This is a genomic window from Nocardia sp. NPDC047038 (genome assembly GCF_040644075.1).
Classification (GTDB): Bacteria; Actinomycetota; Actinomycetes; order Mycobacteriales; family Mycobacteriaceae; genus Nocardia; species Nocardia sichangensis.
The window spans coordinates 399,717-425,012 of sequence record NZ_JBEYVQ010000002.1 but is presented as its reverse complement, the minus strand read 5'-3'; the positions used below and the strand labels follow the sequence as shown (position 1 = coordinate 425,012).

The following is a 25,296-nucleotide window of genomic DNA, read 5'->3' as shown; positions in this document are numbered from 1 at the left end:
CCCCCTCTTGGCTCGCGTTTGCGCGACCGCCGCTTGCTCCTTCGTCGCGTACGCGGCGGCCGCGCAAACGCGAGCCGGGCCGCGAACGGCGGATGCTCGGTCTCGCTTCGCTCGAAAGACGTGGTCGGGGTGGGCTGGGCGCGTTGGTAGCGATGGTCCTTACCGGTGTACGCGGTTCGTCGTGGCTGGCGGCTCGCCACGACTGCCGCCGTCGACTTCGTCGCGTACGTGGTAGTCGGGCCGCGTACGGCGCGTGCTCGGTCTCGCTTCGCTCGGAAGACGTGGTCGGGGTGGGCTGGGCGCGTTGGTAGCGATGGTCCTTACCGGTGCGCGCGGTTCGTCGTGGCTGGCGGCTCGCCACGACTGCCGCTGTTGACTTCGTCGTGTAGGTGGTGGCCGCGCAAGTGCGGGCCGGGTCGCGAACGGCGGATGGTCGGTCTCGCTTCGCTTGAACGACGTGGTTGTGGGGTGTGCTGGGCGCGTCGGTGTCGAACCTCGCTACCCGATGCGCGCGGTTCGTGGTGGCTGGCGGCTCGCCGCGGCTGACGCTGTTGACTCCGTGGCGTGTGCGGCGGGGGCGGATGTGAGCCCGGCGGCTCGCGACGGCCGCCGCTTGCTCCGATAGTCGCAGGTCGATCACGCGGGGAGCGACGGTGCGGCTTCGGGGGGCCGGCGCGGCAGAATGAGCACAATGCTGATCGAGACGAGTGCGGGGCCGGCTGAGGTCGAGCTCGAACAGCCGCGCAGGCCCGCGTTTCTGCTGCTGCTCACGCATGGTGCGGGGGGTGGGGTGGAGGCGAAGGACCTGCTCGCGGTGCGTGACGTCGCGTTGCGGCTTGGGGGTGGGGTCGCGCGGGTGGTGCAGCCGTATCGGGTGGCTGGGCGGCGGGCGCCGGGTTCGGCGGTCAAGCAGGACGAGGCCTGGCTGGAGATCGTCGCGCGGCTGCGCGGGCGCAAGCGCATCCCGGTGATCCAGGGTGGGCGCAGCAACGGGGCGCGGGTGGCTTGTCGTACCGCCGTCGCGGCACGGGTCCGTGGCGTTCTCGCGCTTTCGTTCCCGCTGCATCCGCCGGGCAAGCCGGAGAACTCGCGCCGGGATGAACTGCTCGCGCCGGGAGACATCGAGGTGGTCGTCGTCAACGGGGCGAACGACCCGTTCGGCATTCCCGACCCCGCCGACGCCGCCGAAGTGCGCGTCATCCCGGGACAGCCGCACGCCTTCCGCGCGGGCTTCGACCTGATCGCCGAGACCGTGACTCCGTGGCTGGAGCGCTGGTCCTGAGTCCTATTCGGCCGGTCGGGTGGCGATGACCAGCGCGTCGATGGCGTCGCCCGTTTCGGTGGGCCGGTAGACGCGGTCGGCGATGCGGACGCGCACCTCGCTCGCCGCCGCGAGCGGGCCGAGGTCGGCGACGATGTCGTCAGGGGTGAACAGGATGGCCGGGTCCTGCGGCCCGCCGCAGCCGTCGGTGATGTTGGTGGTGTCGTGGCCGAGTACGAGCAGGGTGCCTTCCGGAGCCAGCAGCCCCGCCGCCGTGCGCACCAACGCGCGGCGCTGCTCGGCGGGCAGGTGCAGGAAGACCATCAAGACCAGCTCGAACGGTCCGGTGATCCCCGCTTCGTCCAGATCGGTGACATCGGCGCACTGCCAGGTGATGCGATTGCGGACCGAGCGGGACAGCCGCGACGCCACCGTGCGGCCTTTGTCGATGCCGACCTGTGAGTAGTCGACGGCGTGCACCTGCCAGCCGTGCGTGGCGAGCCACAGGGCGTTGCGGCCCTCGCCGCACGCCAGATCGAGAGCGCGCGGGAACTCCGGCGCATCGCCCTCGGGTGTGGCGGCTTGCAGGGGCGCACGGCGTTCCAACCCGTAGACGTGCTCCACCACGGTGTTGTTCGGCGGTGCGCCCCAGACCAATTCCGTTTGCGCGTAGCGCTCGTCCCAGTCGGCCGCATCCATATTTCGAGTCTATTGATCGGGCCACCCGCGCTTCGTGGGGTTGCCCGAGTCAGTCCGATACCTGCGAGAGCCAGTGCACCGGCGTGGTCTCGCGTACGTGGATCAGCACGTCGAACGCATCGGCGAGCGACGAAAGCCGGATATTGGCCGTGGCGTCGGCGGCCGGGTCGTAGACGCCGCTGATGGTGCGCAGCTTCGCCGGGCCGATCAGCCAATCATGGACCGGTTCCGGCGCGGCGGCGTGCAGGTCGACGTAGTAGGCGGGCAGCTCGACTTCGCCCAGCGCGGCGTCCACCAGGTCCGGTTGCGGATTGGGCGCCACGGCCGCGCCGAGGTCGCCGTGATGGAAGCCGATGCCGACGGACACGTATCGTTCGCCCAGCTCAGTGCGCAAATGACTTCCGGTGCCGCGGAATTCGGCCGTACCGAAGACGATCGGAAGGCTGGTGGTGTGCGCGAGGCCGTCCCAGTAGACGATCTTCGCGCCGGTCGAGCGCTGCCATTCCAGCACCGTCTCGGCCGACGGCCGTTCGTCCCTGGCGAACCCTTGGCTCGCGACGCTCTGCCGGTGGAAGTCGCGGATCATGCGGGCGTGGGTGAGCGCCGAGGCGCGCTCGCCGGTATCCGGCAATGTCGTGAGCAGCTCGAGGGCGTCTTCGGCGTGCTCGGCGAACGGGCGGCCGGGGTGGGTGCCTTGATGGCGCTGGACATGTTCGTCGACTTGATGCGCGGTGCGGATCGGCGCGAGATGCGCCTCGATCGCGGCGAGCCGGTCGGGAGCCGCGCGGCGCACGTAGTCGAGTACCGTGTCGTAGTCGCTCGGTTCGGCACGGGGCGGTTCGACGCCGAAGATCCGCACCGGGTCGTCCGGATGCGCCAGGTTGTACGCGCGGATCCAGCGCAGCGTGGCCACCGATTCCTCGGTACGCCACGGACGCCAGGCGCCGGCGAGCACCGATTCGGGGTCGCCCGCGCCCGCGGTGACGAACCGGTCCCACCGTTCGCCGGAACGCGCGCTGTCCTGGATGGCCAGTGCGCGGAAGCCGTGCCGTTCGACGAGCCCGCGCAGCAGCCGCTCGCGCACACCGAAAGTCTGGCGGGAGAACCGCGTCGACTCGCCGAGCCCGACCACCGTGGCGGTGGCGAGCCGCGCGATCAGGCCGTCGAGTTCGGTACCGGGCGAGTCCGGCTCGGTGCTGTCGATCGCGATGGCGTTGTCGCGCAACCAGGCGCGGATGTCGACGGTGGTGCTGAGCATGGTGCCTCCCGGAAACGTGAACGATCCAACGCGGTGCAGCCTCGTACATGAACCTTCGTTGAGGTCAAGCGCCGCGTCGGATCGCCGGGTTCCCGGTTACAGCGTCGTGCGCATCAGCAGGACGTTGTACTGGCTGTGCACGGTCGTGAGGAAGTACAGATCGCGCCCGGTCTGGTACGGAAAGATGGAAGGCGCGTAGGCGGTGGGCAATTCGCGGGTGTCGATCAGTACTTCGGGATCGCTCCACGGTCCGACCGGATCGGGGGCGCGCCGCATCACCACGGAGTTGAATCGATCGGTGGTCAGCGAAATGTATTGCCCCAGATAGGCGTTGTACATCACCGACAGTTCGCCGACGCCGAACATGATGGGCGCGGCGGCGTTCACGTCGTTCTTCCGCCAGGCGTGGCCGTCCCAGTATTCGTATTCGGCGAGATTTCCGATGTCGTGCGCGCGCACGCGGGCGACGTGCGCGGTGTGATTGCGTCCGGACCGCGTGCCGTATTCGTAGATGTACCCGCCGTCGGCGAGGAAGGCGTTCATCTGGAAGTTGGCGTCCCCGCCCTCGTTGTTCCGCCGTGTTTCCGGCAGTTCGGCCCAGGTCTCGCCGTTGTCCCCGGAGACGGCGAGACCGGAGAAGTTGGTGCTCCACTGGCCGACGTCGTCCCAGGTCCGCACGGACATCAGGCTCATGTACTGCACGCCGTCGACGGCGATGCCCGCGGTCGGGATGTGGCTGATCTCCAGGAACGGGATCTTCGGGCTGGCGATCAGATCGCGCGCCTGCCCGAACACGTCGCGCACCACGCTGTCGAAATAGACGCCCTCGGCCGGATTGGTGGTGTGGCTGCGCAGCAGGATATTGCTGCGCCAGGCCCACATGCTGCCCGCGAGCAGATTCGGGAAACCGACGCCTGCGGTGTCGCCGAACGCCGTGAGCATTTCGCCGTGCCCGTTGTCCCACATGATGCCGAGATCGGTGCCGAGGACGTTGTAGGTCTGAGTGTTGTTCGGGCTGGCCATACCGGTCACCTGGAAGACCGCCTTGGTGCGGCCGAGAAGATTCGGCAATCCGGTCGTGCCGTTGAGCACCGGGATGGGATTGATGGCGTTCGGGTTCGCGATGGCGGGGGTGGTCGCCGTGAAGAGCAGGGCCGAGGCGCCCGCCAGCGCCGAGAGCAGGAAGGATGCGGTCTTGATCACGATCTGTGAGCCCTCCGGTTTCTTCCCGAGAGCGGTGCGAAACACGGACGTCCCGCGATACACAGACCCTTCGCAGTGTGCCGCGCACCACTAGTCGACTGGCTGGCAAATCGTGCAAATGGTAGCAGCGGAACCAGTCGCGGGGAGGGTTCTCCAGCAGACTAGCGAATTTGTAGCTAATTCTTGGTAGGGCGGCTGCGCGCCTTGCGGAGAATCAAAGGAAGTTGGGTCGCGCGCTCGACGGCCAGGGTTCGCCGGGTGGATGCTTGCCACGACTTCTCGAAGAGTCGTTTGGCGGCGGCGACCGCGTGCGGCGACCGCGTCGCAAGGCGGTCGGCGAGTTTCTCCGCCTCCACCACGGGGTCCGGCGTCAGCTCGGTGACCAAGCCGATCCGCGCGGCGTAGTCCGCGTCCACTACGTCCGCGGTCATCGTGAGCAAGAGGGCTTTGTCGATGCCGATCAGCCTGGATAGTGTTGCGGCGCCGGTCATATCCGGGATCAGCCCGTGTTTGGCTTCCATGACGGAGAACTCCGCGTCGGGGGTGGCGAAACGGACGTCGGCGGCGAGCGCGAGCTGGAGCCCGCCGCCGTAGCAGCGCCCGTGCACGGCGGCTATCACCGGCACCGGCAGGCGGCGCCAAGCCCAGCACGCCTCCTGGAAGGCATTGGTGCCGCGCCAGGGTAGCGGCACGAAATTCCGAACGATTGCCAATGGATCGCTGATTGCCGCGGAGATATCCAGCCCGCTGCTGAAGCTGGGTCCGTTTCCGGACAGAATGACCGCACGCACATCGCTGCGGTGGGCCACCAGCTTCGCGCTGGCAACCAGCTCGCGGAGCATGTCGATGGTCAGGCCGTTGTGCTTGTCCGGCCGGTCCAGCGTGACGTACGCCCGGTGGTCGTCGAACCGCACTGCGATGTTGGTGCCCATGCTCGAATCTTACTCGTGAGTCAGTTGTCTGGCGCGCACTGTTGCCGCGGTGCCAGGGCTCTGTTCTAATCGGACTCGAGTTACCGTCAATGTTGACGGTTATGGAGCGGAGGTCGCATGCTGCCAGCCGGAATGGACCCGAGGACGCCGGTGCTCGTCGGCGCCGGGCAGGTCGTACACCGACCGGGTGCGCCGGGTCTGCCCGGCCCGGTCGAACTCGCCGCCGAATCCTTGCGCCGCGCGGGCGCCGACAGCGGCGTCGGCGACCGATTGCTGCGTGCGGCCGATGTGATCGCCGCCGTCGCCCCGGTCAGCCGCCCCTACGGCGATCTGGGCGCGCTCGTCGCGGCTGAACTGGGCGTCAGCCCGAGGAGGACCGTGCAGTCGGTGCGTTTCGGCGGTGACGCGCCGCAGCGGCTGCTCAACGTCGTCGCGCAGGCCATCGCCGACGGCCGCTCGGAGGTCGCCCTGCTCACCGGAGCCGAAGCGGTGTACTCCGGGAACACGGCCGCCCGCTCCGGCGCGGCGGTGGACTGGCCGGAGCAGCCGGACGACGTAACACCGGACGAGATCGTCGGCTCCGATCGTGGTCCGAACTCGGACATGGAAACCGCCGCGGGCCTGTGGGGCCCGGTGTACTTCTACGCGCTCATGGAGACGGCCCTGCGCCGCAGGTTGGGGTCGAGCGAAGCCGCGCACCGCGAGCGGATCGGCGGACTGTGGTCGCGGCTGTCGGAGATCGCGGCACGCAATCCGTACGCGTGGCAGCCCGCCGCGCAGGCTGCCGCCGAGCTGGCGACGCCGGCGCCCGCCAACCGGATGGTGTCGACGCCGTATCCGAAGCTGCTGATCGCCAACCTCACCGTGGACCTGGGCGCCGGGCTCATCCTGTGCAGCGCGGCGGCGGCCGAGGCCGCCGGTGTGCCGCGGGACCGATGGGTTTTCCCGCATGCAGGCGCCACCGCGACCGACGAATGGTTCGTCTCCGAACGAGCGGACATGTCTCGATCGCCCGCGATCGCCGCGGCGGGGAAGGCGGCGCTCGGCGCCGCGGGAATCGCGATAGACGATGTCGCCCACGTCGACCTGTACTCCTGCTTCCCGGTGGCGGTGCAGATCGCGGCCGAGGAACTCGGCCTGCCGATCGACGATCCGGCCCGGCCACTGTCGGTCACCGGTGGTCTCACCTTCGCGGGCGGCCCGGGCAACAACTACACGACGCATTCGATCGCGACGCTGTCCGGCATTCTCCGCGCGGACCCCGGCGCATACGGCTTGGCGACGGCGCTCGGTTGGTACAGCACCAAGCACGGCGTCGGGGTGTACTCGGCGAAGCCGCCCGAGCGGCTGTTCCGTGCCATCGAGGCTGAGGTGCCGGCGGCGCGGCGGGAACCCGCGCCCGGGTACACCGGTCCGGCCACGATCGAGGCGTACACCGTCGCCTACCGCAAGGGTCCCGCGCCGGACCGTGCCGACGAGCCGGAAGCCGTTGTGGTGAGCGCACTGACACCGGCGGGGACCCGCATACTGGTCCGGGCGTCGGATGCCGACACCCTCGCGGCGTTCACCGCGGGCGACCCGCTCGGCGCGGACGCCGAGATCGCCGCGGACACGTTCACCCTGCTCACCGAGAGGAGCGCCCGATGAACGACTCGGTCCTGATCGAGCGGCGCGACGCGATCACCGTGCTCACGGTCAACCGTCCCGAGGCGCGCAACGCGATCAACCTGGCCACCGCGCAGGCCATCGAGGCCGCTGTCGACGAGTTCGAAGCCGATTCCGCCGCGCGCGTGCTCGTGCTCACCGGTGCGGGCGGAACGTTCAGCGCCGGAATGGATCTCGTGGCCGCGTCGAAAGGCGAGATGCCGATGACGCAGCGCCGTGGCCCGCTCGGCATCACGGCGAAACCCCCGGCGAAACCGATGATCTCCGCCGTCGAGGGTTTCGCGCTGGCCGGTGGTTTCGAGCTGGCGCTCGCGGGCGACCTCATCGTCGCCGCGCGCGACGCGCAGTTCGGCATTCCCGAGGTCAAGCGCGGTCTGGTGGCGGCGGGCGGTGGCGTGCTGCGCCTGACCCAGCGGCTGCCGCGCAGCACCGCCGCCGAACTCGCGCTCACCGGAGGCCGGATCGGCGCCGAGCGGCTCTACCAGCTCGGCCTGGTCAACCGGGTCACCGAGCCGGGTGCGGCGCTGTCGGTGGCGCTCGAACTCGCGGCCGAGATCGTCGCCGCCGCACCACTCGCGGTGGCCGCGAGCAAGCGCATCATCGACGAGTCGCCGGATTGGCCGGTCGCGGAGGGATTCGCGAAGCAGGGCGAAATCGCGCTGCCCGCATTGATTTCCAAGGACGCCGCCGAAGGCGCGCTGGCGTTCGCGCAGAAGCGCGAGCCCCAGTGGCAGGGTCGCTGACGGGCGGGCCGGGACACGTCCGGCAGCCGCAGGCGCAGCGCAGGGAGCGCATGCGCACGCGGCTGCTGGACGCGGCGGTGGAGAGCCTGGTCGAGGTCGGTTACGCGGGCACGACCACGCTCGAGGTGCAGAAGCGGGCGGGTGTGCCGCGGGGAACGTTGCAGCATTACTTCCCCACCAGGGCCGATCTGCTCGCCGGCGCCGTCGAGCATGTGGCGCGACGCCGTTTCGACCAGCTGTCAAGCGAGTTCGAAGCGATCCCGGACGACGCGGACCGGCTCGAGACGGCCGTCGAGCTGACCATGCGGATGCTCAGCGGCCCGTCGTTCTGGGCGGCGCTTGAGATGTGGGTGGGCGCGCGAACCGACCCGGAACTGCGGGCGGCCTTCCTGCCGCTCGAGGTCCGCTTGTTCGAACTGATGCACACCAGCATTCGCGACAGCTTCCGGCGCGAGTTCCCCGACGATCCCCGGGTGCCTACGATCACCGAGTTCACCATCGAGATCATGACCGGATCGGCCCTGCGGGTGCTGCTCACCGGGGACGTGTCCCGCAAGCGGGTTCTTCAGCACCGGTGGGGTAATGCCGTGCGCGTCTTGCTCGGCACGGCATCCGCTGACACGTTGCTCGACCCGCCCGCGGGCTGAACGGACCAGCGTCTAGCGCTGGCGGGTGACCGTCTCGAGCAGCACCTGGGCGCATCCGGCCGGGTCGTCGAAGAACGGCGTGTGCCCGCTGCCGTGCAGCGTGACGTGCTCGGCGTCCGGTAGCACGCTGCGCGCCTTGCGGCTCTGGGTCGCGTAGGTGAGCAGGATGTCGCGGCTGCCCCATGCGATGGTCACCGGAATGTCGGCGAGGGAGTCGATTTCGGGCAGCCGGACATCGGTGAACGAGGCGATCGCCTCGTCGAATCCGGCCGCGTCCGCAGCGCCGATGGCCGTGTCCAGCGCCACCTTCGCATCCAGCGCCCAGGGTTTGCCGAAGACCAGGGAGAGGAAGACGGTCCGGCCCGCGGCGGTGCCGAGGACGGACGGCAGGGCGGGCCGCAGTTTGCGCGCCAACGCCCGTGACTTGCCCAGCGACTGCTGACACCACACGCGACCGGCGGTGTCCCAGAAGCCGATCGGGGAGTAGGCGGTCACCGAGCGAGCCAGCCCGCGAGCGCCCAATTCCAGTGTGATCAGCCCGCCCATCGAGTTCCCCGCGAGATGCGGTTGTTCGATCCCCTGCGCGGCGAGGAATTCGGCGAGCGCGTCGGTGAGGTTGGGCACCGTGTTGTGCGCGAGCGGGTGCGTCGAACCGCCGAAGCCGGGCAGGTCGACGGCGATCACTTCGTACGACGCGGCCAGTGTGTCGATGATCGGCTCCCACACCTGCCACCGGCTCCCGACCCCGTGTACCAGCACGAGCGGCTCGCCCGCGCCGACGCGGTGATGGTGCAACGTCGTCATGCGCCAACCCTAACAGCAGTCACCTGTCATCAGTTGGTATCGCGCAGGCAGTTCACCCAAGGTCATAGTCGCCGGGCGCGTCGATCTCCGACGGTGCGGGATCGATGCGCCACCCCCCGCTGTGTGATTCAGCTCACCGAATGTCACGGTGCCCGCTCGCGCGGTGTCTGAATGCCGACGTATCAGAGACGGAGGAGTTTCCGATGAACATCGCACTGTGGATCGCTACGGCACTGTTGGCCGCGCTCGCCCTCTTCGGCGGCATCACCAAGGCGTTCGTTCCGCGAGAGAAGCTCGCCGCGTCACCTGGCGGGGAATGGACAGCGGCGGCCGGCGACGGCTTCGTCAAAGGTCTGGGCCTCCTGCAGATCCTGGCGGCGGCCGGTCTGATCCTGCCCGCCGTGCTCGACATCGCGCCGGTGCTGGTGCCGGTCACGGCGGTGTGCTGGGTCGGGCTCATGGTCGGCGCGATGATCACCCACGGCCGGCTCGGGCAGTACAAGTTCGTCGTGCTGAACTCGGTATATCTCGCGGTCGCGGTGTTCATCGCGTGGGGCCGGTTCGCCCTCGAACCGTTCACGAGCTGACGGCCCGGATCGAACGCAGCCAACCACCGAGGAGAAGGGTCGAGAAGATGAGCGACCACGCGACCGAGGCTTTCGTCGCCCACCGCGACCTGTTGTTCACCGTCGCCTACGAGATGCTCGGCTCGTCCGCCGACGCCGAGGACGTGCTGCAGGAGACCTGGCTGCGCTGGGTGAAAGCCGACACCGAACAGGTGGACGACGAACGTGCCTATCTGGTTCGGATCACTACCCGGCAGTCACTCAACCGGCTACGCACGATGAAGCGCCGCAGAGAGGCATACGTCGGCCCCTGGCTGCCCGAGCCGATGCTCACCGCACCCGACGTCGCCGAGCATGTCGAACTCGCCGAGAACATCTCGATGGCGATGATGCTCGTCCTCGAGACGCTCTCGCCCACCGAACGTGCTGTCTTCGTGTTGCGCGAGGTCTTCGACCTCGGCTACGAGGAGATCGCGGCCGCGGTCGGCAAGAACCCGCCGACCGTCCGCCAGATCGCGCACCGCGCCCGCCGCCACGTCGAGGCCCGCCGCCCGCGTTCGGTGGTATCGCCCAGCCAGACCCGCGCGTCGGTGGAGGCGTTCGGGCGCGCGCTCGAATCAGGGGATCCACAAGGCCTGCTCGACGTCCTCGCGCCGCATGTCGTCCTCATGAGCGACGGCGGCGGTATCAAGCGAGCCGCGCTGCACCCCGTCATCGGTGCGGAGAAGGTCGCCCGCTACATCACCGGCGGCACCGGCAAGGTCCAGGCCGAACTCAGCTGCGAAATCATTCTGATCAACGGACACCCGGCACTGGCGCTGCGCCTGGACGGCGTGCTCGACGGCATCATGACCTTCCACATCGAGGACGACCACATCACCGGCCTCTACTTCGTCGGCAACCCGGAAAAGCTGACCCGCGTCGAGTCCGAGACGCCGCTCGCGTTGCGCTGAATATCGGCAGCGCCGTGGCGGCCGCCCACGCGCTCACCGGCAGCGAGCAGTGCGGGTCGCTTCCGGTGGCGCGCTGGGAATCGCCCAGATCGCGCTGACGCGGTCGTCGCCGAGGGCTGGTGCCGGACCGGGCAATATCGGTAGGATAATTGGTATGGCAACGCGTAAGGTCACCCTTTCGCTGGACGAAGCCGCTTGGTCGTATGCCGAGCAGGCGGCCGCCCGCGCGGGAATGTCGCCGTCGGCTTGGATTTCGAAGGCCGCGCGACGGGAGGCCGTGCGCACCGGGGTCGGTCCGGTGTCGGATGTGACCGCCGAGGCCGCCGCGGACGCGGCCGAACTGGCGGCCGCCGAGGAGGCGATGCGTGCGTCGGGGTGAACTGTGGATCTACAACCCGCATGGTTCGCCGCGCCGCCGAACGGTCGTGCTCATCAGCAGTGACGGCATCAACGAATCGCCGCGCCCCTGGTTGATCGCGGCCGAGGTGCTCGAGGACGATCCGCAGGACATCCTCGCGGTTCCGGTGGAGGAACACGGCTGGGTGCATGCCGGGAACATTGGGCGCATCTTCCGCGGTTGGCTGGCCGAGCGGGTGGACGTGGTGGACACCGACACGCTGGAACGGCTCGACACCGCGTTGCGCGCGGCCATGGACCTCTGAGGCCTCCTGGACAAAGACCGCGCACGACTACCGCTGAAGGCCGGACGGCATTATGGTGGCCACGCCACCGACAGTGGTCAGTCGAGGAAGAGGAGTCAGGTGCGGATCTGCATGATCGCCGCGGCGCTGATCGCGCTGCCGGTGCTCGCGGCATGCGGCAGCGACAAGGACACGGCGGCGCCCACGGTGACGCAGGCCGATCTCGCCAAGTCGTTGCAGGACAAGGGCCTCAAGAACAAGCAACTGGCCGAATGCGCGGCGAAAGTGTTCGTCGACCAGGGCATTTCGCAGGCCGGACTGCGGATCATGATCAGCGACGAGTACGACACCAAGTCTCCCAACCAGGAAACGCTGGGGATGAGCAAAGAGGACGCGGACAAGGCGCGCGCCGCCAGCGGTCGCATCGCGAGCGAGTGCATGTCGGCGGCTCAGACGCGCTGAGTTCCGGCCCGCCGGGGCGGTCGACGATTCGCGTAGCGAGGCGGTGAAGCAGACCGTACGCTGTCGCTACGTCGACGCGGGTGTCGACCAGAAGCCGAGGATTCGACCGTGTCACAGCCGCCTTTTCCGACATCGCCGAGTCCGGTGGGATCGCCTACCGCGCAACCGATCAGCCCATCCGGTCGCTGGTTCGCGCTGGGTGGCGCGCTGATCGGCCTCGGCGTCATCGGCGGGATCGTCCTCGGCGCTCTCGGCTTCCTGCAGACCTCGGGCCGGATCGACGACTTCCAGCGGGTCAAGGTGCCCGGCTCCGGCATGGTGAACTTGGCGGAGTCCGGCGGCTACACCGTGTACTTCGAGTACGCCGGGGCATCGTCCCGGGGCCCCTCCGGCACGGTCAACCTTCGGGTGCTCGATCCGGACGGCAAGCACCTGGAGTTGCAGAAGTACGACGCGATCATCACGTATTCCTTCGGCAGCCACGAGGGACGGGCCGGGTTCTCGTTCGAGGCAGCGAAGCCGGGCGCCTATCGCGTGACCACGGCGGGTAGTTCCGAGGTGACGGTCGCCATCGGACAGGGTCTCGGCTCGTCGTTCGTCGGCACACTGTTCGGTGCGCTCGCCCTCGGTTTCGGTGGCGTGGTGCTCGGTGTGCTCGTGATCGTGGTGGTGGCGGTCAAGCGAAGTGCGAGCAGGCGCAAGGTCGCCGCGGGGTGGTTCGCGGGGCGCCCGGCCGAATACTGAGCGCCCGCCGGAGCTCCGCTGATCACAGCGCGACAGTGAGCTCGATTCGCGCGGCCGATCCGGCTTCGAGCCCCTCGGCGACCCGCACCGCTTTCTTCATCGGCAAGACGTAGGTCGCGCGCGACTTGTCCGGAAACAGCGAAGTGGACCACCGGGAGCCGCCGACGACCACATGCACCCGCACGGCGCCGAATCCGCCGGAACGATGGGCGTACCGCTCCTCGATCTCGTCGGCCACGTCTTCGGGCAGCGACACGAAATGCCAAGCGGCATTCCCCTGGTGTTCCCACACTTCCGCCGTGAACGAGTACCGCGAACCAGCCACGTCGCGACTGTAGCGGCGGGCACCGACAGCGGCACCGCGTCGCCCGCGACAGCGCATGTGACTCGGCACCTGCGTCGTCACCGCGCTGACCAACGCACGCGGACAAGTCGACCTGGCCGGGACCTCGCGCACCTGAGCGGTCGATCTCCCCGCTTCGGCGAGCATTTCGATCGCGCTGCGCGCAACCCGTGAGCGACCGCGCGGGGTGCGCGATGGTGGGCTGATGACGACCACCGAGGCGAAATCCACTACCGATTCCGAACTGGATGCGATCTTCGGCCCGATCTTCGACCGGATCGCCCAGGGCGCCGTGACGCGAGAAATCGATCGCACGCTTCCTTATGACGAGGTAGGACTGCTGCGCGCGGCGAAATTCGGCGCGCTGCGCGTTCCGGTCGAGTTCGGCGGCTACGGCGTCACCGTCCGGCAGCTGTTCCGCTTGCTCATCGAACTCGCCGCCGCGGAATCGAATCTGCCGCAAGCGCTGCGGGTGCACTTCTCGTTCGTCGAGGATCAACTCCTTGCGGAGCAAGGGCCCGAGCGGGAGCGGTGGCTGCGCGCGGTGGCCGAAGGCACGCTGGTGGGCAACGCGATCACCGAACCAGGTGTCGGCGCGGTGGACCGCTACCGCACCACGCTGACCGAGGACGGCGGGCGCTGGCTGCTCAATGGTGTCAAGTACTACAGCACGGGATCGCTGTACGCGGACTACATTCTGGCCGCCGCCGACCGGAACGGTGAGCGCGTCGGGGTGCTGGTGGACGCGAACGCCGAGGGAGTGCGTCAGCACGACGACTGGGACGGCTTCGGCCAGCGGCTGACGGCCAGTGGAACAACGGAATTCACCGATGTGGCGGTAAGCGAAGACCGGATCCTCGGCCCCGGCTACGGCGCGCCCGGACCGACCTACGCGACCTCCTACCTGCAACTGGTCCAGCTCGCGGTGCTGGCGGGCATCGCCAAGCGCGCCGAGCGCGATATCCGAGACTGGGTCGCGGCGCGTACCCGCGGCTACACACACTCCGCCGCCGACCTGCCGCGGCACGATCCGCTGGTGCAACAGGTGATCGGGCGGCTGTCGGCGGCCGCGTTCGCCGCCGAGGCCAGTGTGCTCGCCGTCGCCGACGTGCTCGACCATGTGCTGGCGGGCGGCGCGAAGGACGAGAGCGCGGTGGTGGCCGCCGAACTCGCGGCGGCCCGGGCCCAGCTCGCCGTCATCGATCTGGTGCTGCCCGCCACGTCGCTGCTGTTCGAAGTGGGTGGCGCATCGGTCGTTTCCGAACAGCTGCGGCTGGATCGGCACTGGCGTAACGCCCGCACCATCTCGGTGCACAACCCGGCGATCCAGAAGGCGCGGGCGATCGGCGATCACCTGCTCAACGGCGCCGATCTGCCGTTCGCCTGGAGCGCGGGCGAGCGTACACCTGCCGGAGGAGCCGCGCAGTGACCCGCCGGATCCGGTTCAACGCATTCGACATGAACTGCGTCGCCCACCAGTCCCCGGGGCTGTGGCGGCATCCCGACGACCAGTCGCACCGCTACAAGGAGCTGGGCTACTGGACGGAGCTGGCGAAGCTGCTCGAACGCGGCCGCTTCGACGGCATCTTCATCGCCGACGTCCTGGGTACCTACGACGTCTACGGCGGCAACGATATCGCCGCGCTGCGCCAAGGCGCGCAGATCCCGGTTGCCGACCCGCTGCTGCTGGTCTCCGCCATGGCGGCGGTGACCGAGCATCTCGGGTTCGGCATCACCACCGGCACCGGATTCGAGCACCCGTACCCGTTCGCGCGGCGGCTGTCCACGCTCGACCATCTCACCAACGGCAGGCTGGGCTGGAATGTGGTGACCGGCTACCTGCCCTCGGCCGCACGCAATTTCGGCGCGGCCGACCAGCTCGACCACGACGAGCGCTACAACCAGGCCGATGAATACCTCGAGGTGCTGTACAAGCTGTGGGAAGGCTCGTGGGAGGACGACGCGGTGGTCCGCGACGCGACCGCGGGCGTCTACGTGGACCCGGCCAAGGTGCACCACATCGGTCATCGCGGCACGCACTACACCGTGCCGGGCATCCACCTGTCGGAGCCGTCGCCGCAACGCACGCCGGTGATCTACCAGGCGGGCGCGTCTCCGCGCGGGGTGCGTTTCGCGGCCGAGAACGCCGAGGCCATCTTCATCGCCGGTCCGTCGAAACGAGTGCTCGCGCAGACGGTTTCCCGGATCAGGGACGCGCTGGCGGCGGCAGGCCGCCCCCGTGACGCCGCGCGCATCTACGCGCTCGCGACGATCATCACCGACGCGACCGACGAGGCGGCGCGGCGCAAGCACGAGGAGTACCTGTCCTACGCCAGTGTCGAGGGCGGCTTGGTGTTCATGTCCGGCTGGATGGGCATCGATCTGTCCCGCTACGACCTCGACGACCCGATAGGCCAAGTCGAAAGCAACGCGATCCAGTCGGCGGTGGCGGCCTTCCAGGAATTCGACGACGACGGGCGGGAATGGACCGTCCGCGACATCGGCAAGTGGGCCGGCATCGGCGGCATGGGCCCGGTCTTCGTCGGTTCCGGGGAGACGGTCGCCGACCTGCTCCAGGAATGGGCCGCCGAAACCGACCTGGACGGCTTCAACCTGGCCTACGCGATCACACCGGGAACGTTCGAAGACATCGTCCGGCACGTCGTCCCGGTATTGACCGCCAGAGGCGCGTACACACCGGAATACACGCCGGGCACGCTGCGCAACGCACTGTTCGGCGCGGGTGATCGATTGCCCACCGACCATCGCGGCGCGAGCTACCGGCTGGGCGGCCTGGGATCGACAGCTTTGCCGGATACGGTCTCTCGGCCGGGAGTGACGGTCGAGGCGAGCTCTTGATGGTGACGCAGTTCTGGCGATGTGGCAGCCCCGCCCGTACTTGAAGGCGGGCGCTCGGACCAGGGCCGGGACCCGCGAGGGATCGCTCAGTCGACGAGGTCGCTGGGATCTGTATTGGCTCCGCACAGCACGACACCGATCCGTTCACCGTCGCGTGGCTGGTATGCCCGGGTAGCCAGTGCCGCCAAGCCGGTCGCCGAGCCGTGTTCGACGACGATTCGATGCCGGTCCCACAGCTGCCGACGCGCCCGTACGATCGCATCGTCGTCGACGACCACCGAGCGCACGTCTGTGGATTCGGCCCAGGCCAGCGCGGCGGCGGAAACCCTCGGCGCGCCGAGGGAATCGGCCGCGATGGAATCCACGCTCACGTCGAGCACCGTGCCTGCGGCCAATGCGGCATTGAGCGCCCGGCTGCCATCTGGTTCCGCGCCGACCACTCGGATGCCGAAATAGTCGGCGACCGCCGCGATTCCGGAAAACATGCCGCCAGCGCCGACCGCGAGGACGATCGTGTCCAACCCGGCTACCGCGTCCATGAATTCGAGCAGAATGGTGCCCGCACCGGCCGAGGTCAGGTTGTCGTCGTAGCTGTAGGCGTCGATCGCACCTGTGCTCGTCATGAACTCGTGGGCGGATTCCCTTGCGTTGTCCTGCGCTTCGCCTGCCAACCGAACCTCAGCGCCCAACGCGCGCAGCCAGGCTACCTTGGCCCGGGGTGTCGAACCGGCAAGGAAAACGGTCGCCCGCACGCCGAAAATTCCTGCGGCCCAAGCAAACCCGATATCCGCATTAGCTCCGGTGGCGGAGACGATACCGGCTGGCGGCATAGACCCGGTTTCGATCAGTCCTGCCATCAGGTTGGCCGCGCCGCGAGCCTTGAAAGAGCCGGTGTGCTGCAGGAATTCTAGTCCCAGGAAGATTTCGGCGCCGCCCGTCCCAGCCGACGGCCGGAGGGAACCGAGTGCCTGCTCGTCCTCCGATTGCCGACCCATCGGCGCGACGGTCAAGGGCCGGACGACACCGGCGATACGTTCGGCGGCCGCCTTGACCTCGTCATAGGTAGGACTGCGCATCCGACGGTTCTCCTCGACGATCACAGGTTTCCGTCGACGCCGCCAGGTCCGGCAGAACCCGGCATGATCGCCTATGCCCTCATCTCAATACCGTCCGGTACTTTAATCGAAGCTTGCCGGGTCGGCACCGTGAGCTCGAACCGCCGACGCGCACCGCCCTCGGTCTCGATACCCGTCCGAGGGCGGCTTGCGGCCTTCACAAAGTCGCCGTGCTCGCACTCCACCGATCGAGCGCGGCATACGCGGGCCGCCACTGATCGCGGTACGCGGCACGCACCGGCTCCGGCAGCGGCGCGAGCAGCACTTGGACCGTCTGCTCGTCGGCACCATCCAGCAGCCACGGAATCAGTTGCGGAGCCGCAGGACCGATACGGCTGCCGTGCAACTGACCGAACGCTTGCCACTGCTCCGGTGTCACGACCGCCTGAATCAGCGGCAACGCCTCGCCCTCCTCGTGCTTCAGGTGCCCGGTCAACCCGGTCGCCAAGGCATCGAGCAGACCGCCGAGGCGTTCCGGCCCACCCTCGGGATCGGCGAAGGTCGCGTCGATCTGCTCGAGCAGCGGATCGATGACGGCGTGCTCGGCCTCCATGGCGTCCAGTAGTGCCAACTCGTCGGTTCGCTCGGCGAGCGTCTGCCGCATCACCGGCCACAGCGCGTCGTCCTCAGCGGTGTGATGCACCAGTAGGGATTTGGTGAACATTTGCCAACCTGCGGCGGTGGCGAGGATCTTGCGCGGATCGTCGTCGATCCGATCGGCGATTTCGGCGATGTATTCGAGTTCGCGCCGCAGCGCGTTGTGCATGGCGTACATCGTCGTCATGTCGAGGGTCATGGGTTTCTCCTGGTGGAACGGTATGGATCGGTTGCGCCGACGGGGTCGGCGCTCACGGACGCGCCGCTTCCGGCGGCGGTGCGGAGAGCAGGGCGTGCAGGATGCCCCGCCCGATCCGCAAGGTCGACCGGATCGGGTCGGGGCTCGGATCGCGGCGCGCCGTCGGCCGCAGCGCCCAGGAAGCGGCCGCGAACCCGGCGAGCACCGTTGCGGGCATGGCGAATTTGCGTGGATTGCCGTTCGCCAGGTGCGAGGCCGCGCCGCCGAGATAGACGGCGAGGGACCCGGCGTAGACCCACTCCTTGAGCCGCGGCATTCCCGGAGCCACCAGCACTGCGGCCATGGGCAGTTTGCAGATGCCTTGAATCGTCAAGAAATATCTGGGGTAGCCCAACTGATCGAAGGTTTCGACCGCGAACGGCTCCCGGGTCAGGTCCCACATGCCGCCTTTGAACATCTCGGCGGCAACCGGCAGGGTCGTCGCCCAATACGCGGCGGTCCGGATCCGGGAAACCGCATCTGATCGCGAGTTCTGTGAAGTCATCGTCATACTCCGCTCAGGCCCAGCTCGCGCCCGCGGGCTCCTTGATGCTGGTGTTGAGGCGATTGAAGAAGTTGGTCAGCGCAATCATGAGAATGACTGCGGAGAGCTGGTTTTCGTCGTAGTGATCGGCGATCTCGTCCCACACGGCGTCCGGCACGGCATCCTCGGACTTGTCGGCGATCCGGGTGGCGACCTCTGCCAGCAGCAGCGCCGCGCGCTCATCCGCACCGAACTCCGGCGATTCTCGCCACGCGGCGACGGCGAACAGCTTCTCGTCGCCGACCCCCGCCTTACGACCGCCCGCCAGGTGTGAGTGCACACAGGCGCTGCATCCATTGATCTGGCTGACCCGCAGCGCAACCAATTCCAGCAGTTCGGCGGAGACTCCGCCCTGGTAAGTGGCCTTGTAGAGGGTGTTGATTCCCTTCATCGCGTCAGGCAGGACCATGGCGGGGTTCTTCATGCGAGCATTCATGTCAGGTGTTCCTCTCGGGACGTTGATAATCCAAAATCAGTGGTGGCTGCGCGCCTGCTGGTCGAGCCAGTCGGCGAAACTCGGACCGGACAGGACGGCATCCGGCCCGGGGAGCAGAGCGCCGCTCTCGTACAGGTCGCGGTCGGGGTTGGCCGGATCGCTGACCTCCTCGATCGACCTGTCGTCCCCACGTCGCGCGGTCACCAGCCGGGCCATCTCGGCCAGGTATTCGGCGCGCGGTCCGGCAATCTCCGGGAAGGGGCCTCCTTGGCGCGCCGACCATGCGCCGGTCGCGAATTCGGCCAGCTGTTCGGCGACCGCGCGTGCGGAGACCAGTTGGGTACGCATCTTCGGGATGTAGATCACCGAACCTTTTGCGCCCCAATGCATCATCTGTTCGACGAGCTCGTGGAACTGCGCGGCTCGCAGAATTCGCGTCGGCACCGGGCCTGCCAGCAGTGCCTGCTCGTGCACCAGCTTCGCGGCGTTGTATCCAGCGGTGGAGCCGTCGATGCCGATGATGGACACGGCCACGATCCGCCGCACTCCGGCCGCCTGCGCGGCCGCGTGCAGGTTGCGGGCCGAGGCGGTGAAGAAGTCGGTGGCTGCCTGCTGTTCGAAGGACGGCGTGCTCGATGCATCGATCACCGCGGTCACGCCGTGGAACGCTTCGGCGAGTCCGGCACCGGTGACCACATCCACTCCGGTCGACCGCGACATCGCCACGACCTTGTGCCCTGACTCGGTGAGCACGTCGACGATGTGGCGGCCGAGCCGTCCGGTGGCGCCCGCTACCGCGATTGTGCTGTCTTGCGTAGTCATTCCGTTTCCTTTGTGTCGTGGGCGTGGTCCGTATGCCGGACCAACGGCCAGTCGATGTCCACCCGTCCGGCCAGGACGAGGTAGTTGTCGAAGATCGCCAGCGCCACATGAGCGATGACGTCGACGAGTTCGGTAGGCGCCAGTTCCGCCTGGGCTGTGCAGAGTTCGTCGTCGGTGACTGCGCCGCGGCGGCGGATCAGCGCCGCCGCAAAGGCCAGGATCGCCGCGTATTTCGGGTCGTCGGCCGAGCCGAATCGGGCGTCGCTGAGCTCGCCCTCGGTCATCCCCGCGAGACGACTGCCGAGGAAGCTGTGCGCCGAAAGGCAGTAGTCACACCCGTGCTCCTGGGCGACCAGCAGCCCGACGGCGGAACGTGCGAACGCCGGCATCTCGCTGCCGCCCAGCGCTTCGGTGAGGGCGACATACCCCCGCAGGGCGGCAGGGCTTTGCGCCATCACCTTCACGTTGTTCGGTGTGACGCCGAACAGCTGCTGGCTGACAGTGAAGAGGTGCCCGGCAGCGTCACCCGCGTTCTCCGGGTCTATCGGGGGCATTTGCGGCATGGGAACAGCGTGTTACGGCCCGTTGATACTTTTGCGATGCCTTCACGATGGGTGTTGTATGGAGCCGAGATGGGTGCGCGTTTTACGGTCCTCGGACCAATGAAAATCGTGGTCGACGGCTGCGAGTCGGCTGTGGCGCCAAGACATCGTGCGGTGTTCGCCTATCTCCTGGTCAATGTCGGAAGAGTCTGCAGCGCGGCCCGAATCATCGAGGCCATCTGGGGTGCGGATCCCCCGGACACTGCGCGCTCGCAGATCCACGCCGCGGTGACGGCGATCCGGAAGGTGTTGCGCGAAGCAAACGCGGCCCAGGTACTGCAGACCAGACCCGCCGGATACGTTGCGCTGCCGGGGCCGGGGCAGTTGGATCTCGCGGAATTCAACAGCCGGATCGGTGCAGGCCGATTGCTGGCCGCTTCCGAGCCCGAGGCCGCGGTGGCGGAACTGCGCGCGGCGCTGGCGCTGTGGCACGGCGAGGCGCTCGCCGATCTGAACGCTGACTACGTCGCGTCCGTGCGGCGCCGCCTGCAGGAGAAGCAGTTGGCGGCGTTCGAACAGTTGACCGAGGTAGAACTCGGGCTGGGCAGGCACGAGGCGGTGCTCGACGAGTTGGCAGCTATGGTGTCCGCGAACCCGCTGCGGGAGAAGCTGGCCGGTCAACTGATACTCGCGCTGCATCGGGCGGGACGTCAGGTCGATGCGCTCGCCGCCGCACGATCGTTCCGGACGGCACTCGCGCAGGCGCAGGGGCTGGATCCGGGACGCGCCTTCGTCGCGCTGGAACAGGCGGTATTGCGGGACGACGTCGAACCGGCCACACATGTAACGGCACCGGCCGCACGTACCGAGCCTGTGCCGCGTAGTGCGAACTTCTTGCCATACGACATCCCGGATTTCGCGGGCCGAGACGCCGAACTCGGGCATCTCCTCGCACCACTCGCCGGCACCGCGGGAACCATCGCCACGATCGACGGCATGGCGGGCATCGGCAAGACCGCGCTCGCCGTCCACACCGCGCACCGGGTAGCGGACCGATTCCCCGACGGTCAGCTGTTCATCGACCTCCAAGCGCACACGATCGACCGCCAACCGGTCGCGACAGATACGGCGCTCGAAATCCTGCTGCGCCAGATCGGAATCCCCGCCGAACGTATTCCGCAGACCACCGCCGAGCGCGGTGCGCTGTGGCGGTCGGAACTAACTGGGCGGCGAGTGGTCGCGGTGCTGGACAACGCTGTGGATGCCGATCAAGTCCGGCCGTTGCTGCCCGGCGGGACGGACAGTCTCGTCCTGATAACCAGCAGGCGGCGGCTGGTCGACCTGGACGGTGCTCGGGCGCTGTCGGTCGAGCCACTGCCGGCACGCGATGCTGTCGACCTCTTCGAGCGGATCGTGGGCGAGCGCGCCACCGCCGAACCGCTCGCAGTGCTGGACGTGCTGCACCTGTGCGGGTTTCTGCCACTGGCGGTTCGGATCGCCGCCGCTCGACTACTGCACCGCCCACAGTGGACCGTCGGCTATCTGGCGGGGCGGCTGCGTGGCGAGCGGCGCAGACTCGCCGAATTATCGACGGCCGAGCGGGGTGTCGTTGCCGCGTTCAACCTCTCCTATCGGCAGCTTCGCGCGGACGGGCAGCGAATGTTCCGGCTGCTCGGCCTGCACCCCGGGCGGGATATCGATCCCGTCGCCGCGGCGGCGCTCGTCGGTACCTCGGTGGACGACGCCGAAATGCTGTTGGAAGGCCTCCTCGACGTCCACGTGATAGCTCAATACGAGCCCGGCCGATACACCTTTCACGACTTGCTGCGTCAGCATGCCCGCGCCATGGTGTCGGTGGACGAATCCGACGATGCCCGTGCCGTCGCACTGTCACGGCTTTTCGATCACTACCTGCATACCGCGCGGACGGCGGTGGATCTGCTGTTCCCCTACAGCGCCGGTCACCGCCAACCGCTGCCGCCCTCCGTGGCCCGGGTGACGCCGCTGGACGACGCCGAGGCCGCGGCCGAGTGGCTCGACGCCGAACGCGAAAACCTCGTCACCACTGCGGCCTATGCGTCCGAACACGGAACGCCCGCGCACGCCAGAGACACGGCGGAAACCCTGCGTCCCTATCTCGACGGCAACTCCCGCCACTCCGACGCCGCACGCTTGCACCAGGTGGCACTGCTGGCGAGTCGAGAGCTGGCCGATTCGATCGGCGAGGCCAGAGCGTTGACCGACCTGGGCTGGGCCTGCTGGCGACAAGGCGATTACGAGCTGGCGACGACGCATTCGAGGGCGGCATTGCGGGTCGCCCGCCTCTCCGGCGATCGCTATCAAGAGGCCAGAGCGCTGAACACGCTCGGGAATGTGGCGTGGCGTAAACGGGAGTACGACCAGGCCGGGCGATACCTGCGCGACGCGCTCGATCTCGCCAACCGCCTGGGCAACCGAGTCGGCGAGGCGCACGTGCTCGGCAACCTCGGCATGTTGCTCGGCGCCGACAACAATCAGTACCGCGACGCCCGCGAACATCTCGACCGCGCGCTGGCACTGCACCGCGAGGTGGGCAATAAGCGTGGCGAGGCGTTGGTCCTGAACTACCTGGGGTCGCTGTGCCGCCGCAACGACCTGCTGGACGAGGCCAGGCACAACCACTCTCGGGCTCGTGACCTGTATCGGATGCTGGGCAGTCGTGGTGACGAAGCGTCCGCCCTCAACGGCCTCGGCGAGACAGACCGCACCGCAGGCGATCCGGGCACGGCGACCGAACAGCACGGCACCGCACTGACGTTGGCCGACGAGGTGCTGAACCTACCCGAGCGGGCGCGCGCCAACGACGGGCTGGCTCGCGCGTATCGAGATCTCGGCGACGTCGGGCGAGCGCGCGAATACGCCGGTACCGCGATGAGCCTGTATGCGAATCTCGGCGTCCCGGAGGCCGACGATATGCGCGTTTTCCTGGACATACTCCCCGACTCCGATTAGCCGGAATCCGCAGTGGTCGGAGTGGGCCGGGTGTGCGGCCCGCAGTGGACCGCCGAGGTCCCGCTCGCTCCGGTGTGCGGACAACGCCAGGGAAGCGGTTCGGAGTCGGAGCCTTCGGGGCCCGGCGCCGTCCGGCTCTACGGCCGACTAATCAGATCGCCGCCAGAAATATCTCGGCTACCGCTTCCAGCCCCGCACGATCGATGTCGTCGAACCGCCCCGGCCGCGGACTGTCGAGATCGAATACTCCGATCAGCGCATCGTCCCGGACCAGCGGTACGACAATTTCCGAACGTGTATCGGCGTCGCACGCGATGTGTCCCTCGAATGCGTGCACGTCGGGCACGAGTTGAGTGGTTCTGGTTTGCGCCGCCGTGCCACAGACGCCTTTTCCCAGCGGGATGCGCACACACGCGGGTTTGCCCTGGAACGGGCCGACCACCAGTTCCCGACCGTCGTAGAAATAGAAACCCACCCAATTCACTTCGGGTAGGGCGTGGAATACCAATGCGGCGAGATTGGCGGCGTTGGCGATGCGGTCGGTCTCGCCCGCGACCAGCGCTTCGGCTTGGGCGACGAGCTGGCGGTACTGCTCGGTGCGGTCTCCGGTCAGGTCGGCGACGACAAACGACATGGCCCGAATGGTACGCGCTGCGAATTCGCTGTCTGCTTATTGATTCTCGGTGATCGCAACACTCTGCGAGCACCGCGCGTCCATCGCATCATCCCTGCATGACTTCGCAGCAACCCGTATCCCGTTCCACTCGTTCGGCCGCGGTTATCGGCGCCGGACAGACCGGCGTCACTGCGGCGCTAGGACTTCTCGACGCCGGTTTCGACGTCACCCTTTACAGTGAGCGCGATCAGCGCGCCTTACGCGACGACGTGCCCGCCACCGGCACGGCGCTCGAATTCGGTGAGACCCAGCAGGCCGAGGCCGCGCTCGGATTGGACAGCTACACCGGGCGGGCGCCCCGGCACACCGGCTTGAGCGTACGCATCGCCGGACCTGGCCCCGATCGTCCCGAATTGATCCAATTCGACGGCCATTTCGACGGATACGTCGGCGTCGCGGTGGACACCCGGCTCAAGGCCGACGAGCGGCTCACCGCGTTCCTGGAGCGCGGCGGCCGGTTCGTGGTCGAGCAAGTGACGCCGGAGACGCTCGACGGTATCGCCGCCGCCAACGACCTCACGCTGGTCGCGACCGGCCGCGGCGGGCTGTCGGACCTGTTCCCCGTCGACGCGCAGCGCACACCCTACGACGCGCCGCAGCGGTCCTTGCTCACCGTCGTCGTCACCGGGATCGGCCACGACGAAAATGTTTTCGCGCATCGCAGCGTGGCGGGCGGCGCGCACAGCGGCTTCTCCATCCTCGCCGACCAGGGCGAGGGCTGGTGGGGCCCGTACCTGCACAAGGACGCGGGGCCGAGCTGGGCCTTCCTCGGCTGGGCGCGGCCCGGCAGTGACTGGGAGAAGCGATTCGCCGGGGCCGACTCCGCCGAGTCGGCGCACCGGATCGTGCAGGACCTCTACCGCGACTACATCGAGTGGGACCTGCCGGAGGTGCTGGCCACCGAGACCATTCCCGAGGATCCGCACTCGTGGCTGAAGGGCGCGGTGCGCCCGGTCGTGCGGTCGGGGGTCGGGCGCACCGCGGGGGGCCACGTGGTCGCCGCGCTGGGTGACACCGCCATCGCCTACGATCCGATCGCTGGGCAGGGCGCGCAGAGCGGCCTGATCCAGGCGCAGCGGCTGGTCGCGGCGGCCGCCGTGCACGAAGGACCGTTCGACGAGGCGTGGATCGCGCGGCAGTACGCCGCGTTCCTCGCCGCGCGCGCAGATGCGGCGAACAAGGTGACCAGGCTGTTCCTCAGCGATCCCGAACTGGCCGAGGTCGGCAACGCGTTCTTCGCCGCGGCGGCCGTCGACCCGGCGTTCGCTTCGGCGCTGGTCGGCCTGCTGCACCGGCCGCAGCCGTTCCTGCCGGTCGACTCGCCGGAAGCGGTCAACGAGTTCATCACGCGGGTCACCGGCGAGGACGCCGCCGCACTACTGGGCCGGTTCGCGCCCGCGGGCAAGTTCGCCAGGTCGAGCTACTCGCCCGTGCTCGCCGGCGCCTGATCCGAATCGCACAGATTCAAAATCTCGTCCCGACCGGGGGCCGGTGCTGGAGTGGAAGGAGCGCCGGACGCACGCGTGGCGTCCGGCCTCCGATCCGACGGCTACCC

Annotated in this window: 27 protein-coding genes; 14 read left to right on the top strand and 13 right to left on the bottom strand. The window is 68.3% G+C overall.

All coding sequences use genetic code 11. The features are described from left to right. Positions 1-691 precede the first annotated feature (691 nt). A complete protein-coding gene (locus ABZ824_RS10205) occupies positions 692-1,282 on the top strand; it encodes an alpha/beta family hydrolase (protein ID WP_355071377.1) in 591 nt (196 codons plus the stop codon). A 3-nt stretch (positions 1,283-1,285) separates the two neighbouring features. On the opposite strand, the gene ABZ824_RS10200 is transcribed toward ABZ824_RS10205, so the two are convergent. From ABZ824_RS10200 to ABZ824_RS10185, 4 genes are all read right to left on the bottom strand, one after another. Further along, positions 1,286-1,960, bottom strand: coding sequence for a class I SAM-dependent methyltransferase (locus tag ABZ824_RS10200; RefSeq protein ID WP_355071379.1), 675 nt, complete (start codon positions 1,958-1,960; stop codon positions 1,286-1,288). Between the two features lie 49 nt (positions 1,961-2,009). Next, positions 2,010-3,218: an erythromycin esterase family protein gene (locus tag ABZ824_RS10195; RefSeq protein ID WP_356962951.1), complete on the bottom strand. Its 1,209-nt coding sequence runs from the start codon at positions 3,216-3,218 to the stop codon at positions 2,010-2,012. Positions 3,219-3,314: 96 nt separating this feature from the next. Further along, complete coding sequence (locus tag ABZ824_RS10190; RefSeq protein WP_356962950.1) at positions 3,315-4,421, bottom strand: DUF4185 domain-containing protein; 1,107 nt, start codon at positions 4,419-4,421, stop codon at positions 3,315-3,317. A 176-nt stretch (positions 4,422-4,597) separates the two neighbouring features. After that, positions 4,598-5,353 carry a crotonase/enoyl-CoA hydratase family protein gene (locus ABZ824_RS10185; protein WP_356962948.1) on the bottom strand — a complete coding sequence of 252 codons (756 nt, stop codon included), beginning with the start codon at positions 5,351-5,353 and terminating at the stop codon, positions 4,598-4,600. A 117-nt stretch (positions 5,354-5,470) separates the two neighbouring features. Here ABZ824_RS10185 and ABZ824_RS10180 point away from each other — a divergent pair, with 117 nt between their 5' ends. The 3 genes from ABZ824_RS10180 to ABZ824_RS10170 are packed head-to-tail and all read left to right on the top strand — an operon-like array spanning position 5,471 to position 8,408. Beyond that, complete coding sequence (locus ABZ824_RS10180; protein ID WP_356962947.1) at positions 5,471-7,000, top strand: acetyl-CoA acetyltransferase; 1,530 nt, start codon at positions 5,471-5,473, stop codon at positions 6,998-7,000. Then, positions 6,997-7,761, top strand: a complete 765-nt coding sequence (locus ABZ824_RS10175; RefSeq protein WP_356962945.1) for a crotonase/enoyl-CoA hydratase family protein — start codon at positions 6,997-6,999, stop codon at positions 7,759-7,761. Before ABZ824_RS10180 ends, ABZ824_RS10175 begins: the two co-directional genes overlap by 4 nt. Continuing rightward, positions 7,746-8,408 (top strand): TetR/AcrR family transcriptional regulator, encoded by a 663-nt coding sequence (locus ABZ824_RS10170; RefSeq protein ID WP_356962944.1) that lies wholly within the window; start codon positions 7,746-7,748, stop codon positions 8,406-8,408. Before ABZ824_RS10175 ends, ABZ824_RS10170 begins: the two co-directional genes overlap by 16 nt. A 12-nt stretch (positions 8,409-8,420) precedes the next feature. Here the strand turns inward: ABZ824_RS10170 and ABZ824_RS10165 are convergent, their stop codons facing one another. Beyond that, positions 8,421-9,212, bottom strand: coding sequence for an alpha/beta hydrolase (locus ABZ824_RS10165; protein WP_356962942.1), 792 nt, complete (start codon positions 9,210-9,212; stop codon positions 8,421-8,423). Between the two features lie 203 nt (positions 9,213-9,415). On the opposite strand from ABZ824_RS10165, the gene ABZ824_RS10160 reads away from it, so the two are divergent. The 6 genes from ABZ824_RS10160 to ABZ824_RS10135 all read left to right on the top strand — a co-directional run bounded on the left by ABZ824_RS10160 (position 9,416) and on the right by ABZ824_RS10135 (position 12,578). Beyond that, complete coding sequence (locus ABZ824_RS10160; protein ID WP_356962941.1) at positions 9,416-9,799, top strand: DoxX family protein; 384 nt, start codon at positions 9,416-9,418, stop codon at positions 9,797-9,799. A 47-nt stretch (positions 9,800-9,846) separates the two neighbouring features. Continuing rightward, positions 9,847-10,731 (top strand): RNA polymerase sigma-70 factor, encoded by an 885-nt coding sequence (locus ABZ824_RS10155; RefSeq protein WP_356962940.1) that lies wholly within the window; start codon positions 9,847-9,849, stop codon positions 10,729-10,731. A 154-nt stretch (positions 10,732-10,885) separates the two neighbouring features. After that, positions 10,886-11,110 carry a hypothetical protein gene (locus tag ABZ824_RS10150; RefSeq protein ID WP_063016531.1) on the top strand — a complete coding sequence of 75 codons (225 nt, stop codon included), beginning with the start codon at positions 10,886-10,888 and terminating at the stop codon, positions 11,108-11,110. Continuing rightward, positions 11,097-11,393, top strand: a complete 297-nt coding sequence (locus ABZ824_RS10145) for a hypothetical protein (RefSeq protein WP_355071396.1) — start codon at positions 11,097-11,099, stop codon at positions 11,391-11,393. Before ABZ824_RS10150 ends, ABZ824_RS10145 begins: the two co-directional genes overlap by 14 nt. Before the next feature lie 111 nt (positions 11,394-11,504). Continuing rightward, positions 11,505-11,834 (top strand): hypothetical protein, encoded by a 330-nt coding sequence (locus ABZ824_RS10140; RefSeq protein ID WP_245562771.1) that lies wholly within the window; start codon positions 11,505-11,507, stop codon positions 11,832-11,834. A 108-nt stretch (positions 11,835-11,942) separates the two neighbouring features. Next, a complete protein-coding gene (locus ABZ824_RS10135; protein WP_356962938.1) occupies positions 11,943-12,578 on the top strand; it encodes a hypothetical protein in 636 nt (211 codons plus the stop codon). A 22-nt stretch (positions 12,579-12,600) separates the two neighbouring features. On the opposite strand, the gene ABZ824_RS10130 is transcribed toward ABZ824_RS10135, so the two are convergent. Continuing rightward, a complete protein-coding gene (locus tag ABZ824_RS10130; protein WP_356962937.1) occupies positions 12,601-12,903 on the bottom strand; it encodes a DUF1905 domain-containing protein in 303 nt (100 codons plus the stop codon). Between the two features lie 223 nt (positions 12,904-13,126). Here ABZ824_RS10130 and ABZ824_RS10125 point away from each other — a divergent pair, with 223 nt between their 5' ends. Together ABZ824_RS10125 and ABZ824_RS10120 are read left to right on the top strand one after the other, a co-directional pair. Then, positions 13,127-14,350, top strand: coding sequence for an acyl-CoA dehydrogenase family protein (locus ABZ824_RS10125; RefSeq protein ID WP_356962935.1), 1,224 nt, complete (start codon positions 13,127-13,129; stop codon positions 14,348-14,350). Then, the gene (locus ABZ824_RS10120) at positions 14,347-15,780 is read left to right on the top strand and encodes an LLM class flavin-dependent oxidoreductase (RefSeq protein ID WP_356962933.1); all 1,434 of its coding nucleotides are present in this window, start codon (positions 14,347-14,349) and stop codon (positions 15,778-15,780) included. The genes ABZ824_RS10125 and ABZ824_RS10120 overlap by 4 nt, the downstream gene beginning before the upstream one ends. Positions 15,781-15,866: 86 nt before the next feature. Here the strand turns inward: ABZ824_RS10120 and ABZ824_RS10115 are convergent, their stop codons facing one another. From ABZ824_RS10115 to ABZ824_RS10090, 6 genes are all read right to left on the bottom strand, one after another. After that, positions 15,867-16,856, bottom strand: coding sequence for a pyridoxal-phosphate dependent enzyme (locus ABZ824_RS10115; RefSeq protein ID WP_356962931.1), 990 nt, complete (start codon positions 16,854-16,856; stop codon positions 15,867-15,869). A 196-nt stretch (positions 16,857-17,052) separates the two neighbouring features. Beyond that, positions 17,053-17,691 (bottom strand): hemerythrin domain-containing protein, encoded by a 639-nt coding sequence (locus tag ABZ824_RS10110; protein WP_356962929.1) that lies wholly within the window; start codon positions 17,689-17,691, stop codon positions 17,053-17,055. A gap of 52 nt (positions 17,692-17,743) precedes the next feature. After that, positions 17,744-18,235: a DoxX family protein gene (locus ABZ824_RS10105; protein WP_356962927.1), complete on the bottom strand. Its 492-nt coding sequence runs from the start codon at positions 18,233-18,235 to the stop codon at positions 17,744-17,746. Positions 18,236-18,248: 13 nt separating this feature from the next. Further along, the gene (locus ABZ824_RS10100; RefSeq protein ID WP_356962926.1) at positions 18,249-18,710 is read right to left on the bottom strand and encodes a carboxymuconolactone decarboxylase family protein; all 462 of its coding nucleotides are present in this window, start codon (positions 18,708-18,710) and stop codon (positions 18,249-18,251) included. Between the two features lie 36 nt (positions 18,711-18,746). Next, entirely contained in the window at positions 18,747-19,532 is a 786-nt protein-coding gene (locus ABZ824_RS10095) for an NAD(P)H-binding protein (protein WP_356962925.1), read from the bottom strand. Then, entirely contained in the window at positions 19,529-20,095 is a 567-nt protein-coding gene (locus ABZ824_RS10090) for a carboxymuconolactone decarboxylase family protein (protein ID WP_356962923.1), read from the bottom strand. Before ABZ824_RS10090 ends, ABZ824_RS10095 begins: the two co-directional genes overlap by 4 nt. A gap of 99 nt (positions 20,096-20,194) precedes the next feature. Between ABZ824_RS10090 and ABZ824_RS10085 the strand changes: the two genes are divergently transcribed. Next, entirely contained in the window at positions 20,195-23,065 is a 2,871-nt protein-coding gene (locus tag ABZ824_RS10085) for a BTAD domain-containing putative transcriptional regulator (protein WP_356962921.1), read from the top strand. A 151-nt stretch (positions 23,066-23,216) separates the two neighbouring features. Here ABZ824_RS10085 and ABZ824_RS10080 read toward each other — a convergent pair whose 3' ends face one another. Continuing rightward, a complete protein-coding gene (locus tag ABZ824_RS10080; RefSeq protein ID WP_356962919.1) occupies positions 23,217-23,699 on the bottom strand; it encodes a GAF domain-containing protein in 483 nt (160 codons plus the stop codon). 98 nt (positions 23,700-23,797) lie between these two features. Here ABZ824_RS10080 and ABZ824_RS10075 point away from each other — a divergent pair, with 98 nt between their 5' ends. After that, positions 23,798-25,189 carry a styrene monooxygenase/indole monooxygenase family protein gene (locus ABZ824_RS10075; RefSeq protein ID WP_356962918.1) on the top strand — a complete coding sequence of 464 codons (1,392 nt, stop codon included), beginning with the start codon at positions 23,798-23,800 and terminating at the stop codon, positions 25,187-25,189. The last annotated feature ends 107 nt before the right edge of the window (positions 25,190-25,296 follow it).